At 66.3% G+C, this 15,951-nt stretch carries 12 protein-coding genes; 7 read left to right on the forward strand and 5 right to left on the reverse strand.

Going from position 1 to position 15,951, the window contains the following annotated elements; genetic code table 11:
* The first annotated feature begins 71 nt into the window (after positions 1 to 71).
* The 4 genes from QXZ94_RS22405 to QXZ94_RS22420 all read left to right on the forward strand — a co-directional run bounded on the left by QXZ94_RS22405 (position 72) and on the right by QXZ94_RS22420 (position 7,509).
* Positions 72 to 1,601 (forward strand): ABC transporter substrate-binding protein, encoded by a 1,530-nt coding sequence (locus tag QXZ94_RS22405; protein WP_315722255.1) that lies wholly within the window; start codon positions 72 to 74, stop codon positions 1,599 to 1,601.
* A 212-nt stretch (positions 1,602 to 1,813) separates the two neighbouring features.
* Positions 1,814 to 3,385 (forward strand): ABC transporter substrate-binding protein, encoded by a 1,572-nt coding sequence (locus QXZ94_RS22410; RefSeq protein WP_246739098.1) that lies wholly within the window; start codon positions 1,814 to 1,816, stop codon positions 3,383 to 3,385.
* A gap of 453 nt (positions 3,386 to 3,838) precedes the next feature.
* Complete coding sequence (locus QXZ94_RS22415) at positions 3,839 to 4,648, forward strand: helix-turn-helix transcriptional regulator (RefSeq protein ID WP_315722256.1); 810 nt, start codon at positions 3,839 to 3,841, stop codon at positions 4,646 to 4,648.
* A 137-nt stretch (positions 4,649 to 4,785) separates the two neighbouring features.
* Positions 4,786 to 7,509 (forward strand): autotransporter domain-containing protein, encoded by a 2,724-nt coding sequence (locus tag QXZ94_RS22420; RefSeq protein WP_315722257.1) that lies wholly within the window; start codon positions 4,786 to 4,788, stop codon positions 7,507 to 7,509.
* A gap of 230 nt (positions 7,510 to 7,739) precedes the next feature.
* On the opposite strand, the gene QXZ94_RS22425 is transcribed toward QXZ94_RS22420, so the two are convergent.
* The 5 genes from QXZ94_RS22425 to QXZ94_RS22445 form a co-directional block, all read right to left on the reverse strand.
* Positions 7,740 to 8,708 carry a nitronate monooxygenase family protein gene (locus QXZ94_RS22425; RefSeq protein WP_315722258.1) on the reverse strand — a complete coding sequence of 323 codons (969 nt, stop codon included), beginning with the start codon at positions 8,706 to 8,708 and terminating at the stop codon, positions 7,740 to 7,742.
* Between the two features lie 135 nt (positions 8,709 to 8,843).
* Complete coding sequence (locus QXZ94_RS22430) at positions 8,844 to 9,458, reverse strand: hypothetical protein (protein WP_315722259.1); 615 nt, start codon at positions 9,456 to 9,458, stop codon at positions 8,844 to 8,846.
* Positions 9,458 to 10,039, reverse strand: coding sequence for a YqaA family protein (locus QXZ94_RS22435; protein WP_172110136.1), 582 nt, complete (start codon positions 10,037 to 10,039; stop codon positions 9,458 to 9,460). The genes QXZ94_RS22430 and QXZ94_RS22435 overlap by 1 nt, the downstream gene beginning before the upstream one ends.
* Positions 10,040 to 10,102: 63 nt before the next feature.
* Complete coding sequence (gene hisE, locus QXZ94_RS22440) at positions 10,103 to 10,504, reverse strand: phosphoribosyl-ATP diphosphatase (protein ID WP_315722260.1); 402 nt, start codon at positions 10,502 to 10,504, stop codon at positions 10,103 to 10,105.
* 104 nt (positions 10,505 to 10,608) lie between these two features.
* Positions 10,609 to 11,013, reverse strand: a complete 405-nt coding sequence (locus tag QXZ94_RS22445) for a hypothetical protein (protein ID WP_315722261.1) — start codon at positions 11,011 to 11,013, stop codon at positions 10,609 to 10,611.
* Between the two features lie 268 nt (positions 11,014 to 11,281).
* On the opposite strand from QXZ94_RS22445, the gene QXZ94_RS22450 reads away from it, so the two are divergent.
* The 3 genes from QXZ94_RS22450 (at position 11,282) to QXZ94_RS22460 (ending at position 15,836) form a co-directional block, all read left to right on the forward strand.
* Positions 11,282 to 12,334, forward strand: a complete 1,053-nt coding sequence (locus tag QXZ94_RS22450) for an ABC transporter substrate-binding protein (RefSeq protein WP_315722262.1) — start codon at positions 11,282 to 11,284, stop codon at positions 12,332 to 12,334.
* A gap of 103 nt (positions 12,335 to 12,437) precedes the next feature.
* Positions 12,438 to 14,228: a glucan ABC transporter ATP-binding protein/ permease gene (locus tag QXZ94_RS22455; protein ID WP_315722263.1), complete on the forward strand. Its 1,791-nt coding sequence runs from the start codon at positions 12,438 to 12,440 to the stop codon at positions 14,226 to 14,228.
* Between the two features lie 174 nt (positions 14,229 to 14,402).
* Positions 14,403 to 15,836 carry a D-alanyl-D-alanine carboxypeptidase family protein gene (locus QXZ94_RS22460; protein WP_315722264.1) on the forward strand — a complete coding sequence of 478 codons (1,434 nt, stop codon included), beginning with the start codon at positions 14,403 to 14,405 and terminating at the stop codon, positions 15,834 to 15,836.
* Positions 15,837 to 15,951 lie beyond the last annotated feature (115 nt).

A 15,951-nucleotide genomic window follows, 5' to 3' on the forward strand; every position in this document is an offset into this window, starting at 1 on the left:
TTCGAAATGCCACGAATATCAGAGCGGTGAGGATTAGCAGCAGCTCCTAGAGCGAATGGATAGATAGTTCGATGACGGTTCATTGGTCCGCCTTGATCATCGGGAGCCTGTTAGCGGCTTCCACCAGTCCCGCTTTTGCGGCAGCAACCGACGTCGTCAAGGATCTCGCCGGCCGGGTGGGACCGATCGTAGGACAGGCATCGGCCTGCCCGGACATTGCTCAGGGCCGTGTCCAGACCATCGTCGACAAATTCCGCGAAGCCATCCGCCAGTCGACCACGAATGATGGCGAGCGCGATCAGCTGACCCGCAGTTTCAACGGCTACATTGCCGAAGGCCGCAGCCGCACGGGCGGCTCGCAGGCGAACTGCGCGGTGGCCGAGCGGCAGCTGACCGATCTCGAGCGCTCGCTCAACCAGCCGGCCGCAGCCGGACCGGGGACGGCGACCAGGGCCGAGGCCACGACCGGCGCCGTCACCTCCGGGCCGATGCGCGGCGTCACCGATCGCGAGATCCGGTTTGGCATGGTGCTGCCGTTCTCGGGCATCCGCAAGGAGACCGGACGCCAGATGCGGCAGGGCATCGAGGCCGCCTTCTCGCGCGCCAACGACGCCGGCGGCATCAACGGACGCACGCTGCGGCTGGTCGCCGCCGATGACGGCTACGATCCGAACCGCACGCTCGCCGCGATGACGCAGCTCTACGACAAGGAGCAGGTGTTCGGCTTCATCGGCAACGTCGGCACCGCCAACGCGCAGGTGGCAATTCCCTATGCGCTGGAGCGGCGTACGCTGTTTTTCGCGCCGAACACCGGCGCGGCGGTGGTGCGGCGCGATCCGCCGGACCGCTACGTCTTCAACTACCGGGCGAGCTACGCGGAGGAGACGGCTGCACTGGTGCGCTATCTCGTCAAGATGAAGCGCATCGCGCCCAAGCAGATCGCCGTGTTCACGCAGCAGGACGCGTTCGGAGATGACGGCTTCGCCGGCGTCGCGAAAGCCTACCGGCAGTTGAACATCCCCGATCCGGTGACGCGCATCAACTATCCGCGCGCGACGATGGACGTGGAAGAGGCCGTCAATCAGGTGAAGGCGCACAAGCCCGGCCTGAAGGCCATCATCATGGTGGCGACCGACCGGGCCGCCGCGAAGTTCATCGAAAAGACGCGCGACGCGGTGCCGGGCCTGATCTATGCCAACGTCTCCGCCGTCGGATCGACCTCACTGGCGACCGAGCTGAAGCTGCTCGGGCCGCGCTTCACCAACGGCGTCATCGTGACGCAGGGCGTACCGGCCGTTTCCGGCTATTCGAGCCTCGTGCTCGACTACAAGAATGCGCTCGCCAAATACGCTCCCGGCGAGGCGCCGGACTACACCTCTCTCGAAGGCTACATCGCGGCGACGATCCTGATCCAGGCGCTGAAGCAGACCAACCCGCTCGACACCGAACGGCTGGTCGACACGCTCGAATCCATGCGCAGCCTCGATCTCGGTCTCGGCACTCCACTTGCATTCGGACGCGCGGAGCACCAGGCCTCTCACAAGATCTGGGGCACCGCGCTCGACGAGAACGGCACGTATCAGGCAATCGAACTTGAGTAGAGTTAGCGTCAAAGGGGAATAACTGGTGAAGACGCTTCGTTAGCAGGTTCTAAAGTATGATCGGAGATTGGCGTGTCGGGTTACCGAAATGGTCATGCTCTTAGGAAAGGCTGGTCTGTGCATGGTGACGGTCTTATGTCTTCTCCGTCGCAGACAGAGCGTCAATTCACCAGGCGGAAGACCTGGATGGGGTCCATAGTGGGATAGTGGCAATGAGCTTTCGTTCTAGCGTGTTCTTGGTTGCGGCATTGCTCGCAACGCCCGCCAGCGCGGCGGGCACCAATGCGGATGTGGTGCGTAATCTTGCGAGCCGGGTCGGGCCGATCGTGGGAGCAGCATCCGCCTGTCAGGCGATCGACCAAGGCCGCGTTCAGGCCATTGTCGACAAGTTTCGCGAGGTGATCCGGGAGGCCTCCACGGGCGGCTCGGATCGCGACGAGCTCACGCGCGTGTTCAACGGCTATGTCGCCGACGGCCGCAATCGGGTCGGCGCGGCGCAGACCGACTGCAACACGGCCGGCCGCCAGCTCGCCGAGCTCGAGCGCTCGCTCGGGCAGACCGCACCGAGCCAGACGGCCACCAGCCTCGCCGGCGTGATCGCGCCGTCGGCGGCTGTTGCCGCGACGGCGCCGACCGCAACGCTGCCGCCTCCGACCGCCAACAACGTTCAGGGCGTCACTCCCAACGAGATCCGCTTCGGCATCGCCGCTCCGTTCTCCGGCGCAGCCAAGGAGCTCGGCCGGCAGATGAAGATGGGAATCGAGGCCGCCTTCAACCGCGCCAACGACACCGGCGGCATCAACGGACGCTCGCTGCGCCTGTTCTCCGCCGATGACGGCTACGAGCCGTCGCGGACGCTGGACGCAATGAAGCAGCTCTACGAAAAGGACAAGGTGTTCGGCTTCGTCGGCAATGTCGGCACGCCGACCTCGGCCATCGCGATGCCCTACGCGCTGCAGCGTCGGGTGCTGTTCTACGGAGCGTTCACCGGCGCCAACATTCTGCGCAATGATCCGCCGGATCGTTACGTGTTCAACTATCGGGCCAGCTACGCCGAAGAGACCGACACCGTCGTTCGCTATCTCGTGAAGCTGCGCCGCATTCCGGCCAAGGATATCGCGGTGTTTGCTCAGCAGGATTCCTATGGAGATGCCGGCTTCTCCGGAGTCGCCAAGGCTTTCCGATCGCTGGGCCTTGCCGACACCTCGATCCTGCGCCTCAACTACAAGCGCAACACCGTCGATGTGGACGACGCGGTCAATCAGCTGCGCGCTCTCAAGAATCCGCCCAAGGCGATCGTCATGGTCGCAACCTACCGGGCGGCCGCGAAGTTCATCGAGAAGACGCGCGATCTGTTCCCGCATCTGATCTACACCAACGTCTCGTTCGTCGGCTCGACCGAGCTGTCGGATGAGTTGATGCTGCTCGGCCCGCGTTATGCCAGCGGCGTGATCGTCACCCAGGTGGTGCCGGCGGTCGGCGGCTATTCCAGCGCCGTGCTCGAATACAAGAGCGCGCTGGAGAAGTACTTCCCGGGCGAGGCTCCGTCCTATGTCTCGTTCGAGGGCTACGTCGCAGCCAACGTGCTGGTTCAGGCGCTGCGAAAAGTCGGACCGCAGCTGGACACCGAGGCTCTGATCGACACGCTGGAAAACATGCAGAGCGTCGATCTCGGCCTTGGCGCCAAGCTCGGCTTCGGCCGCGCAGAGCACCAGGCCTCGCACAAGATCTGGGGTACGGCGATCGACGAGCGCGGCAAGTTCCAGGCGATCGAGCTGGAGTAGCCGGACGGCCCAATACAGCGTTCGAGAGGCGCGGCAGCTCAGTCTGCCGCGCCTTTCGCGTTCTGGCGACCGCTCGAAAGCGCGAGCCTGGACGGCGACGACGGCCTTGTCCCCTTTTGAAGGGGAGACCGGCAGGCCGCTCGGCGATTTGCCGCGTCTCTCGCCCGGCCGAGAGGCGACGGAAGGTGGAGAGCCCTGCCCCCATCGCCGCCCCCAGGCCGGCTGATTTCAACTAAAAGTTGCTTTTCTCTCCCAACGATGACTTGTATTCCAGGTGGAACCGCGTGATCCTACGCAACGGTATTTATCGAACTCGATCCCGCCCACCCCGACCGCAACTCCGGCAGACATGCTGCGCCCGCGACAGGTAGCCGTGTCTTCTCGTGGCGTCCGCGTCGCGCGGCGGAACAATTCCGCGCGCTGGGTTGAACCCGGATGGAAGAGCAGCAAGCTATGATGTCGACATCCGACCTCACCTCAGCCGACTGGCGCGCGATGCTGGCCCTGGTAGGAGAGATCGGCGAGCTTAGCGCCACCCCTGGAAAGGCCTGCGCGCATCTGATGGCCCGCTTGGCAGATCTGATCGGCTCCGGTCCGGTTTGGTGGAGCGTGGTCGGGGGGGCCGCCAGCGGCGACGGACAGGCGAACGATGCGGCCGACGTGATGCGGTCGCGCGTCCATGGGCTCGATCGCGCAACCCTGCAGAGATGGGAGCGGGACTATCTGCAGGCGCGGGTCTATGGCGAGCACCCCATGTGGGAGAAGGCCTTTGCCGCACCTGGCCGTCCGCGAAGCTTCCTGCGGCGGGACATCGTCGAGGACAGTGTCTGGTATCGCAACCCGCACGTCACCGACTACGTCCGGGGCTTCGGCGCTGACGATATCGTGGCCGCCATCGTCCCGACCGGCGACGGCACCGAGCTCTGCGTCGCAGCCATGCGATCCTGGGGCGACGTCGGCTTCACGGCGCGCGAACGCGAGATCATCCAGCTGCTGGCGACCAGCACGGCATGGCTGGCGCGGCGGCCGGATCCCCTCGCCAGCATCGCCAACGGCCACATTCGGCCCCCTGTCACGATCGCCGACCTGGCGCCGCGTCATCGCGCGGTGCTGGAGCTGCTGGCCGCCGGCCACAGCGAGAAGATGATCGCCGCGACGCTGAACATCAGCCCCCGCACGGCGCACAAATATATCGAGCAGATCTACCGCGCCCTCGACGTTTCCAGCCGAGCCGAGCTGATGGCGCGATTCATTGCGCGCTGACAACACTTGCACACAAACGGCCGAAGGTAGCCATTTGGCTACGCTGACCGCCGGCTGGTCTCACCGGTAGCGTGATCGGGTGCCGTGCTGCGCCGCCCCGTCGGCGCCGCCCAAAGCGTTCAGCTCCGGAGACTGGAATGCCTGCCCCCTCGACCCGCCGTGCCTTGCTGGCCTCCACGGCGCTGACCACCCTCATACTGGCTTCGAGCATGCTGACGCCGATACGGCCCGCCACGGCTCTGGACGGCACCTGGGAAGCGACACCCGCCACGGGCGACTTCAACTCCGGAGCCAATTGGAGCACCGGTAACGTGCCGACCGGCACCGCCACTTTCGATATGTCCTCGACCACGAACGTGACGCTCACGAGCAGCGCCACCCTCGGTGAGTTCGTGTTCACCCCGGGCGCATCGAACTACAGCTTCACGACCACCTTTCAGACCCTCACCTTCGCCGGGCTCGGCATCGTCATCAATGGCGGCAGCGCCACGTTCAACATGACCGGCGGCATGTTCGTGGCGATGTCGTTCTGGAACAGCGCCTCGGCCGGAACGGCCACCATCACAGGATCCGGATTGAGCTTCTTCGGCAACAGCACGGCCGGCTTTGCCAACATCACCAACGACTCCACCTCGTTGAGCAACAGCGCCACGCTCGGCCATGCCACGTTCAACAACCAGGGAAGCCTGGTCCTGTTCGACACCAGCACCGCTGGTAGCGCCATCATCGCCTCCTACTCCGACACGAGCTTCTACAATTCGAGCAGCGCCGGCACCGCCACGATCACCAACCACAGCGGCGGCGTGACATTCTCGCAAAGCTCCACCGCAGCCAATTCCATCATCACCAACGACAATGGCGCGACGCTGTCATTCCAAGAGAACAGCACGGCCGCTGACGCGACCATCACCAACAACGGCAGCATGGTCGTCCTGAACAATGCCACGACCGGCAACGCGACCATTGTCAACAACGCCGGCGGCACCGTGAACTACGCGGGATCGACCGGACCCGCCAATGACGGCCGGCTGAGCGCCGGCTCGATCGCCGGTGGCGGCAACTACGTCCTCGGCAGCAATGAGCTCACCGTCGGCGGCAACAACAGCTCCACCACCGTCAGCGGAATCATTTCCGGCACCGGATCGCTGGTCAAGGCCGGCACCGGCATGCTGAGGCTGTCCGGCCTCCACACCTATACCGGCGCGACGCTCCTCGACGCCGGCACCTTGGCGATCGATGGCTCGATCGCGACCTCCAGCCGCCTCACCGTCGCCAATGGTGCAACGCTCGGCGGCATCGGGCAGTTGCCCGGCGTCGTCGTCAATGCCGGTGGCATGCTCGCTCCCGGCAATTCGATCGGCACTCTCACCGTCAACGGCAATCTGCAGTTCGGCACCGGCAGCACCTACCAAGTCGAGGTGTCCCCCACCTCGGCGGACCGGACCAACGTCACGGGTACCGCGAACCTGACCGGCGCCACCGTGAATGCCGTGGCGTTGCCGGGCAGCTTCAGGCAACAGACCTACACCATCCTCAATGCGACCGGCGGGCTCGGCGGCACGCAGTTCGCCGGGCTCGACATTACCGGCACGTTCAGCGACGTTCGCAACCCGCATCTCACCTATGATCTCAACAACGCCTATCTCGTGCTCGACCCCAGCACCCTGACGCTGGCGCCAGGCGCAAGCCGCAACCAGGCCAATGTCGCGGGCGGCCTCAACCGCGCGGTGGTCGGCGGCATCACGCCCCCGGCCGGGTTCGACACCCTGCTCAAAATGCCATCCAATACAGCCGGCCGTGCGCTCGACCAGCTCTCCGGCCACAGCAACACGCCCGCCCAGAGCGGGGCGACGCAGCTCGGCGGCTCGTTCCTGACGATGCTGTCCAATCGCTCGGGTCCCGGCAATGGCGGCGGCTCCGCCGCGCCGCTCGGCTATGCGGGCGAGCGCCGCGGCACGCCGGCGGCCGTGCGCGAGGCCTTTGCCGCGTTCGAATCGCCCGACCGCCCCGACATGCGCTGGAATGTCTGGGGCAGTGGATTCGGCGCCGGCAACAAGCTATCGGGTGATGCCGCAACAGGCAGCCGCGACAGCTCGGCGCGCGCCGGCGCCGTCGCTGCAGGCGCGGACTATCGTTTCGCGCCCAACACACGCGCCGGCTTCTCGCTCGCCGGCGGCGCCATGAGCTGGTCCGACGGCGCCGGCGGCGGCAGCGCCGATCTCATGATGGCCGGCGTCTATGGCAAGCACGAGATCGGACCGACCTACATCAGCGCCGCCGCGAGCTACGCCAACTACTGGATGTCGACGACGCGCACCGTCACCGTCGCCGGTCTCGACCAACTGGGCGCGCGCTTCAACGCGCAGAGCTTCGGTGGGCGCATCGAGGCCGGCCACCGCCTGCCGGTGCCGTTCCTCTCGGCGCACTGGACGCCCTATGGCGCGATCCAGGCGCAGGGCTTCCGCACCCCGGCCTATGCCGAGACCGCGTCGCAGGGCTCCAACCAGTTCGCGCTGAGCTATGCCGGGCGCACCGCGACCGCGTTCCGCGCCGAGCTCGGCGTGCACACGGACCGGACCATCGCGATCGAGAATGGCGGCCAGCTGACCTTGTTCGGCCGCACCGCCTACGCCCATGAAGTCGTCAGCAATCCGTCCGTGACCGCCAACTTCGCCGCGCTCGGCACGACCAGCGGCTTCACCGTGTTCGGCGCCAAGCCGTCGCAGAACCTGATGGTGTCCTCCACCGGCGCCGAACGGCAGCTCGCCAGCGGCGTGTCCTTCATGGTCCGCGCCGACACCGAATGGGGCGAGCGCTCGCGGACCTGGTCCGGCACGGGGCGCATCCGCTATACCTGGTAGTCAGTGGAGATGAGCCTGCGCGGGGTGGCGAGCGAGGCTACGCGCAATTCACGGCGATCGTCGCGAAAATGATCCCCGCTCTCTCCTTCGTCATTCCGGGGCGTGCGCAGCACGAGCCCGGAATCCATCTCACGACAGCGCATGCGGCCTAATGGATTCCGGGCTCGCCGCGCTGGCGCGCGCCGCCCCGGAATGACATCGAGTTTGAAGCACGACCGCAGGCCGCCACCTCACAGCGGCGGGTCGATCGCCTCGTCGTATTCCTTCTTGAATCGGGCGATCAGCTCCGCGGCGGGCAGCACGTCCTTGATGGCGCCGATGCCCTGGCCGGAGCCCCAGATCTCCTTCCACGCCTTCGGCTTGGCGCGCTCGCCGGAGGCATCCGTGCCGAAGCTCATCTTCGACGGATCGGAGGTCGGCAGATTGTCGGGATCGAGGCCGGCGTTGACGATCGACGGCTTCAGGTAGTTGCCGTGCACGCCGGTGAACAGGTTCGAATAGACGATGTCATCGGCGCCCGACTTGGTGATCATGTCCTTGTAGGCCTCGACGGCATTGGCCTCCTTGGTGGCGATGAAGGCCGAGCCGACATAGGCGAAGTCGGCGCCGAGCACGCGGGCAGCGCGGATGGCGCGGCCATTGGCGATCGCGCCCGACAGCGCGATCGGGCCGTCGAACCAGCTGCGGGTCTCCGCAACAAAGGCGAACGGCGAGATCGTGCCGGCATGGCCGCCGGCGCCGGCCGCGACCAGGATCAGGCCGTCGGCGCCCTTCTCGATCGCCTTGTGGGCGAAGAACTGATTGATCACGTCGTGGAAGACGATGCCGCCCCAGCGATGCGCCGCCTGGTTCAATTCCTCGCGTGCGCCGAGCGAGGTGATCACCATCGGCACCTTGTACTTCTCGCACAGTGCCAGATCCTGCTCGAGCCGGTTGTTGGAGCGGTGCACGATCTGGTTGACCGCGAACGGCGCCGACGGACGCTCCGGGTGCGCGCGGTCATAGGCGGCGAGCTCCTCGGTGATGCGCGCCAGCCATTCGTCGAGCAGCGCGGCAGGCCGCGCGTTGAGCGCCGGAAACGAGCCCACCACGCCGGCCTTGCACTGCGCGATCACCAGATCGGGCACGGAGATGATGAACAGCGGCGAGCCGATGACCGGGATCGACAGGCGCCCCTTGAACAAGGCAGGCATGGACATGGATGGGAATTCCTCGTTGTGAAATGCGGAAACGCTCGTGATGGCGAGCATGCCCGACATCATGCCGTCATGGCAATTCGCCCGCAGAGGGATCGGAAAAGCCCGTGGAGGGTCTTGCGTTGAGACGCTGACGACCTATTGGCAGAGCGCAGAGGTAACAAACGTGTCGGTGCGGCAGTCGTCCGGCTTGCGCTGCCGGCCGGGGATCAGCACCTTGGCCGAGCAGGTCTCCGCCGAATCGGTGTTGAGGCTCTTGCCTTCCTTGTAGCCCTTGCCCTGGCACAGCCGGTCCGCGCCGAGCTTGCAGTCCGGCGTGCCGTTGGCGGCGATCGGGCAGACGATGCGGCCCGAGATCATCGTGGACGGCTTGGCGAGCCGCGAGAGCGTCTCGCCGGTGTCCTTCAGCACGCCAGGCGGATTGTCGCCGGCCTTTGGTGCGGGCTGCCGGGGCGGCTGTTGCGCCCGATCAGCGGGAGCCGCTTCCCCTTCCGCCGGCCGCTCGCCATCGGCCTCGCTTGGACGCTTCAGCGGAATGATCGACATCTTCTCGAACAGCTTGCCGAGCTCTTCCACCAGACCGGGATTGCCGGGCGGTGACGCCGGTTCTGCGGCGGGCGCCCGCTGCGGCGGCTGTTGCGGCGCCTCGCGCAAGCCCAGCGGCGGCTCCGATTGCGCCCATGCCGTGGCGGCGCAGAGCACGATGACGAGCGGCGCCAGCGCTGCAACCAGCCCTCGGCGCCGTGGCCACATCAGATCAGCTTCAATGCGACGACGAAGCCGGCGACCAGCACCGCCGCGCCGATCGCCACCCACAGACCGAGATGCTTCTCGATATGCACCCGGATCCACTCGCCGTAGCGGTTGAGCACGATCGCGGCGATGAAGAAGCGGCCGCCGCGGGCCACGATCGAGCAGACGATGAACAGGAACAGGTTGTAGCCCGCAAAGCCGGACGTGATCGTGACCAGCTTATAGGGGATCGGCGTCAGCCCCTTGAGCAGGATGATGACGGCCCCCCACTCGGCATAGGACGCACGGAAGGCTTCGACCTTGTCGCCCAGGCCATACAGATGGATCAGCCACTGGCCGAGCGAGTCGTAGAGCAGCGCGCCGATCGCATAACCGACCACGCCGCCGGCGACCGAGGCGGCCGTGCAGACGCCCGCGAACAGCCAGGCGCGCTGCGGCTTGGCCAGCGACATCGGGATCAGCATCACATCCGGCGGCACCGGAAAGAACGAGCTTTCGGCGAAGGCGATCGCCGCCATGATCCAGAGGGCATGCGGCTTGTGGGCGGCGTCGATACACCAGTCATAGATCCGTCTGAGCATGGTCCGCGATGAAGCAAACCAGACAGCGTTTGTCCATGGGCGATGTGCCGGTCGTGTGCCGCGTCAATGCCGCTTGCGGATCGTCCGGCCTTCGGCCGCGACGATCGGTCGCCCCGGCAGGCGTCCAGGCGCGGCCTTGGCGACCTTCGCCGGCGACTTCGGCAGCTTCTCGGCAATGCCGAGCATCAGCTCGCGCCGCTCCATCTCGCGCCAGACGTCGTCGGGCTGGATGCCGAGCTCGGCCCAGAGCACTGCGAGATTGTAGAACAGGTCGGCGCTCTCCCGCACCACGGCCTGGACATCACCGCCGACCGCGTCGATGGCGACCTCGATGGCCTCCTCGGCGAGCTTCTTGGCCATCTTGCCCGTGCCCTGCTGCATCAGCTTGGCCGTGCGCGAGCGCGCGGGATCAAGATCCCTCGCAGCCAGAATTGCACGATAGAGCCGCTCGATCGAATCGGTCATTGGGCCACAATAGTTAAAATCGATGGCTTCGGTGTTAACGACTGCGGCAGACATGAAAAAATCCGCCGGCGCTGGGGCCGGCGGATCGCTAGGATGATCTGCGATCACCAGTGCGGGTGATGGTGATAGCCGCCACCATAATACGGGCCGCCGCCATAATAGCCCTGACCATAGCCATAGCCGCCGTAATAGGCCGGGCGGCCGTAGTAGTAGTGGTCCTCGTAATAGGAGCGGCGGTTCTGGGCCGCGGCAATTGCCAGGCCGGTGCCGACGATGCCGGCAAACGCCGCAGCTGCGGCCGCGCCGCCATTGCCGCGATAGTGCCGCCGGCGCGCGCTGACGTCGGTCAGGCCGCCATCATTGGCCGTCTTGGCGACGACGCCCTTCTCAGCCGGGGCAGAGCCGGCGAAGGCGAGCGTCGGCTGAACGGCCGTCAAGGTCACCGCGGCCACCGTCGCCAGGACGGTAGCACGGCCAAAGCGTGAAAAACTTCCGCGCTGTGCGATCATGTGGATCCTCCGTACGATCAAATCTCGCGAACCAACTCCTCAACTGGGGTGACAGTTCCCCCGGCGAAACCAGGAGTCGAAGCCGCAAATCGCCGCAGGTCTTGCTCATGGACCGTTCAGATTCGATCGGACATGATCAGGCGCCCGCCGGCCCCAGTGCTCCGTCACGAAATTGACACGCGGGAGGCCGTGAACTGATTAGGATACCGGCGAGACAACGCCGGTGTAACCTCGGACGATGTGACCTCGTGACTTCCTGCGTGACCTGATGCGTATGCGACGACCCGTCACCCTGCTCGCCCTGGCGCTGCTCGCAGCGGTCGTGGCACCTGCGTGTCTGTCGCAGAAGGCGTCCGCCGAGGAGACCAAGCGTGCCGTCGCCGTCATGTTCGCGCTCGACCGTCCGATCGACGGCAGCATGGCGCCGATCGTGCTCGCCGCCAGCCGCGGATTGTTCGGCACCGAGGGTGTGACCGTCACGACGACGATCGCCAAGGGCTCGCCTGATGCGATCGCCCGGGTCGCCGCGGGCGAGGCCGACATGGCGCTCGCCGACATCAACGAGCTGATCCGTTATCGCGACACCCAGGGCAGCCAGCCGGTGAAGGCCGTCTTCGTGCTGTTCAACAAGGCGCCCTACGCCATCATCGCCCGCAAGAGCCGCGGCATCAACGGGCTCGCCGACCTCGAGGGCAAGACGATCGGCGTCGCCGAGGGCGACCTCTCGATCCGGCTATGGCCGGCGGTCGTCAAGCACAACCACCTCAAGCCCGAGACGATCAAGCTGTCGCGTGTCGGCGCGGCCGTGCGCGAGCCGATCCTGTCGGCCGGCCAGGTCGATGCCGTCAGCGGATTTTCCTACCTCTCTGCGCTCAATCTGCGCGACCGCGGCGTGCCCGCCGCCGATCTGGCGGTGCTGCGCTTCGCCGATTATGGCTGCGAGGCCTATGGCCACGCCGTGATCGTCAGTCCCGGCTTTGCCGCCAAGCAGCCCGCGGCCGTGAAAGGCTTTCTGCGGGCTCTGACCTCCAGCCTGCAGCTCGCGATCAAGGACCCTGCCGGCGCCATCGCCGACGTGGTGGGCCGGATGGACGATGGTTCGCGCGAGCTGGAGCTGGAGCGGCTACAGACGGTGCTCGCCGACAACGTGCTGACCTCGGACGTCCGCCGCGACGGCATCGGCGGCATCGATCCCGCCCGCTTCGAGCGGGCCCTCGACCAGCTCGCGCTGGATGGCAAATTTCGCCACAAGCGGCCTCTGCCTGCGGACATCTTCGACGACGGCTTCCTGCCCCCCGCCGACAGCCGCCTCGTCAACTGAGCGCTCGCCGCAGCAGCCTTTCCCTTGCTAACATGCGCCCGCGCGCCAGCCGGCGCGATTCCACCTCTGCCGACACAAACACTGCCGACACAAAGCGCCCGCCATGTCCTTGCTCCGCATCTATGCCCGCGTGCTCCAGCTGCTCGGAAAGGAGGCGCGGCTGGGCTGGATCGTCGCAGTCGCCAACCTCGCCCTCGCGGTGGCGCAGTTTGCCGAGCCCGTGCTGTTCGGGCGGATTGTCGATTCGCTGTCGAGCAACGCCTCGACCAGCACCGCCTGGCCGCTGCTCGCGGCGTGGGCGGCGTTCGGGCTGTTCACGATCGGCGCCAGCGCGTGGGTCGCGCTTCAGGCCGACCGGCTCGCCCACCGCCAACGCCATGCGGTGCTGACCAGCTATTTCGAGCACATCCTGCAGCTGCCGCTGACGTTCCATTCCGGCACGCATTCCGGCCGGCTGATGAAGGTCATGATCAACGGCACCGATGCGCTGTGGAAGCTGTGGCTGTCGTTCTTCCGCGAGCATTTTGCAGCGATCATGTCAGTGCTCGTGCTGCTGCCGCTGTCGCTGTACCTGAACTGGCGGCTCGCGATCCTGCTGTTCGTGCTGTGCGTGGTGTTCACGGTTCTCACGACCCTCGTCGTGCGCAAGACCTACGGCATGCAGAGCGAGGTCGAGGAGCACTACAGCGATCTCTCGGCGCGCGCCTCCGACGCGCTCGGCAATGTCGCGCTGGTGCAGAGCTTCGTCAGGATCGATGCCGAGGTGCAGGGCCTGCGCACGGTCGCCGGACAGTTGCTGTCGGTGCAGATGCCGGTGCTCGGCTGGTGGGCGCTGGTGACGGTCATCACCCGTGCCTCGACCACCATCACCGTGCTCGCGATCTTCACGCTCGGCATCGCCCTGCATCAGGCCGGGCTGACCTCCGTGGGCGAGATCGTGATGTTCGTGTCGTTCGCGACGATGCTGATCCAGAAGCTGGAGCAGGTCGTGTCCTTCATCAACAACGTGTTCATGGAGGCGCCGCGGCTGGCCGAGTTCTTCACCGTGCTCGATGCCGTGCCGGCCGTCCGCGACAGACCCGACGCGATCGAGGTCAGCCGCCTGTCGGGCCTCGTCGAATTCAACGACGTGTCGTTCTCCTATGACGGCAAGCGCCCGGCCGTGGAGGATCTCACCTTCACCGCGCTCCCCGGCCAGACCATCGCGCTGGTTGGCCCGACCGGTGCCGGCAAGTCGACGGCGATCGCGTTGTTGCATCGCGCGTTCGATCCGCAGTCCGGCTTCATCAAGATCGACGGCATGGACGTGCGCGGATTGAAGCTGGCGGCCTTGCGCCGGAACATCGGCGTCGTGTTCCAGGAGGCGCTGCTGTTCAATCGCTCGATCCGCGAGAACCTGCTGGTCGGCAAGCCCGACGCGACCGACGAGGAGCTGCGCACCGCCGCCGCCCGTGCCCAGGCGCTCGACTTCATCGATCGCGCCGAGCAGGGCTTCGAGACCAATGCCGGCGAGCGCGGCCGCATGCTGTCGGGTGGCGAGCGCCAGCGGCTGTCGATCGCGCGCGCGCTGCTGAAGGATCCGCCGATCCTGATTCTCGACGAGGCGACCTCCGCGCTCGATGCCGTCACCGAGGCCAAGCTGAATGCCGCGCTCGACGAGGTGATGAAGGGGCGCACGACCTTCGTGATCGCGCACCGGCTCTCGACCATCCGCAACGCGACGCGCATCCTGGTATTCGAGAACGGGCGCGTGATCGAAAGTGGAACGTTCGATGAACTCGTCAGCAAGGGCGGACACTTTGCGGAACTCGCAAAAGCCCAGTTCATGGTGCAAGAGAAGGCTCGTGCGACTCTCCCCGCGCCGGACGGTGACGAGACCACCGTCAAGGCCTGATCGCGGGACGCTTTCATCGTGGAATTGAATGGCTCGCCCCTGTTCTGGAGCGTCGAGCCGGTATAGGTTCGCGGCCTGCCGCAACCGCAGCGGCGCCGGACACGCTTGAAACCCGTAAGCCCGTTTGCCCACCTCACGACGCGAGGCGGGTTCTCAAAGGACCGGACCAGACCAGTGCAGACGCTTCGCCTGTTGTTCCGCAATGCCCCGATCAAGATCGTTGCTCTCGCCGCTGCGCTCGTGCTTGCGCCTCGCTTGGCCGGCGCAGAAGCGCTGCTGCTCGTCGAAGCCGACACCGGCAAGGTGCTGGAGGCGCAGAACGCGACCTATCCGTGGTACCCGGCCTCCGTCACCAAGCTGATGACGGCCTATGTGACGCTGAAGGCCGTGAAGGACGGCAAGGCCTCGCTCGACACGCTGCTGACGGTCTCGCCGACCGCAGCATCGCAGTCGCCGTCGAAGATGGGCTACCGGCCGGGTACGCAGGTCACGGTCGACAATGCGCTGAAGATGATGCTGGTGAAGTCGGCCAACGACATGGCGGTGGTGCTGGCGGAAGGCATCGGCGGCTCGATCGACGGCTTCTCGATCATGATGAACGAGACTGCGCAGAAGCTCGGCATGACCCAGACGAGCTACGTCAATCCGAACGGCCTGCCCGCCGATGGCCAGATCACCTCGGCGCGCGACCTCGCGATCCTGGCGCGCGCCATCATCCGCGATCTGCCGGAATACGAGTACTTCGTCCACATCCCCTCGATCCGCTATGGCCGCCGCGTCGTACAGAACTTCAACCGGCTGATCGGGCGCTATCCGGGTGCGGACGGCTTCAAGACCGGATTCATCTGCGCCTCCGGCTATAACCTGGTCGCCTCCGCCACCCGCAACGGCAAGCGCCTGATCGCGGTCGTGCTCGGCGCGAGCTCGGGCCAGATGCGCGCCGTGCGCGCGATCCAGATGCTGGATCGCGGCTTCAACACCAACCAGCTCACCTGGCTGAAGGCGCCGCTCGGCAATGTCGAGCAGCTCGTTCCGGTCGCCGCCACCCCGCCGAATCTGCGCGACGACATGTGCAATGGCCGGCGGCATCGCCCTGCGAGCGATGATGACGGCGAGGAGACGATCGCGGGGGCCGAAGGTGAAGCCACCGGCGGCACGCTGCTCGCCGGACTGCAGGCTCCGGCGCTGAAGCCGTCGGAGATCCTGGCGGCGGCGCCGGTGCCGTCCGAGCCGGTGCTCGTCTATACCGGCCCGACCCGCACCGGTGCGGCCCTGATCGCCGCCGTGGCGGCGGACGCCGATGCCCAGGCCTCGGCGAGACACCGCGGCAAGAAGGCGCATGCCGCTGCCAAGAAGGACGCCAAGCCCGCAACCCGGACCGCGGCCAAGAGCGACGGCGACGCCAAGGCCGGATCCAAGACGGCCGCCAAGCCCGGTGACGCGAAGGTGTCCGACGCCAAGCCAGCTGCCGCGCGCCCCGTCGCAGCCAAGCACGAAGCTGCCCCGAAATCAGCGGAAAAACCTGGATCCGACGCCGCCAAGCCCGGCAAGCCCAAGGCCGCCGCCAAGCCCAAGACCGCCGGCAAGCCGGCGCCAAAGGACGGCTGATACTGCGCCGCACGCCGGGCGGTTTAGCCGTCCATCGCCAGCGTCCGCAGCCTTTACCCTGCCTCTTTCGTCTACGCCCCGGCCGCTTGCCTTGCTCGGCCGGAAATTCGATATT

It is taken from the genome of Bradyrhizobium sp. SZCCHNS2022, from assembly GCF_032377575.1.
Classification (GTDB): domain Bacteria; phylum Pseudomonadota; class Alphaproteobacteria; order Rhizobiales; family Xanthobacteraceae; genus Bradyrhizobium; species Bradyrhizobium aeschynomenes.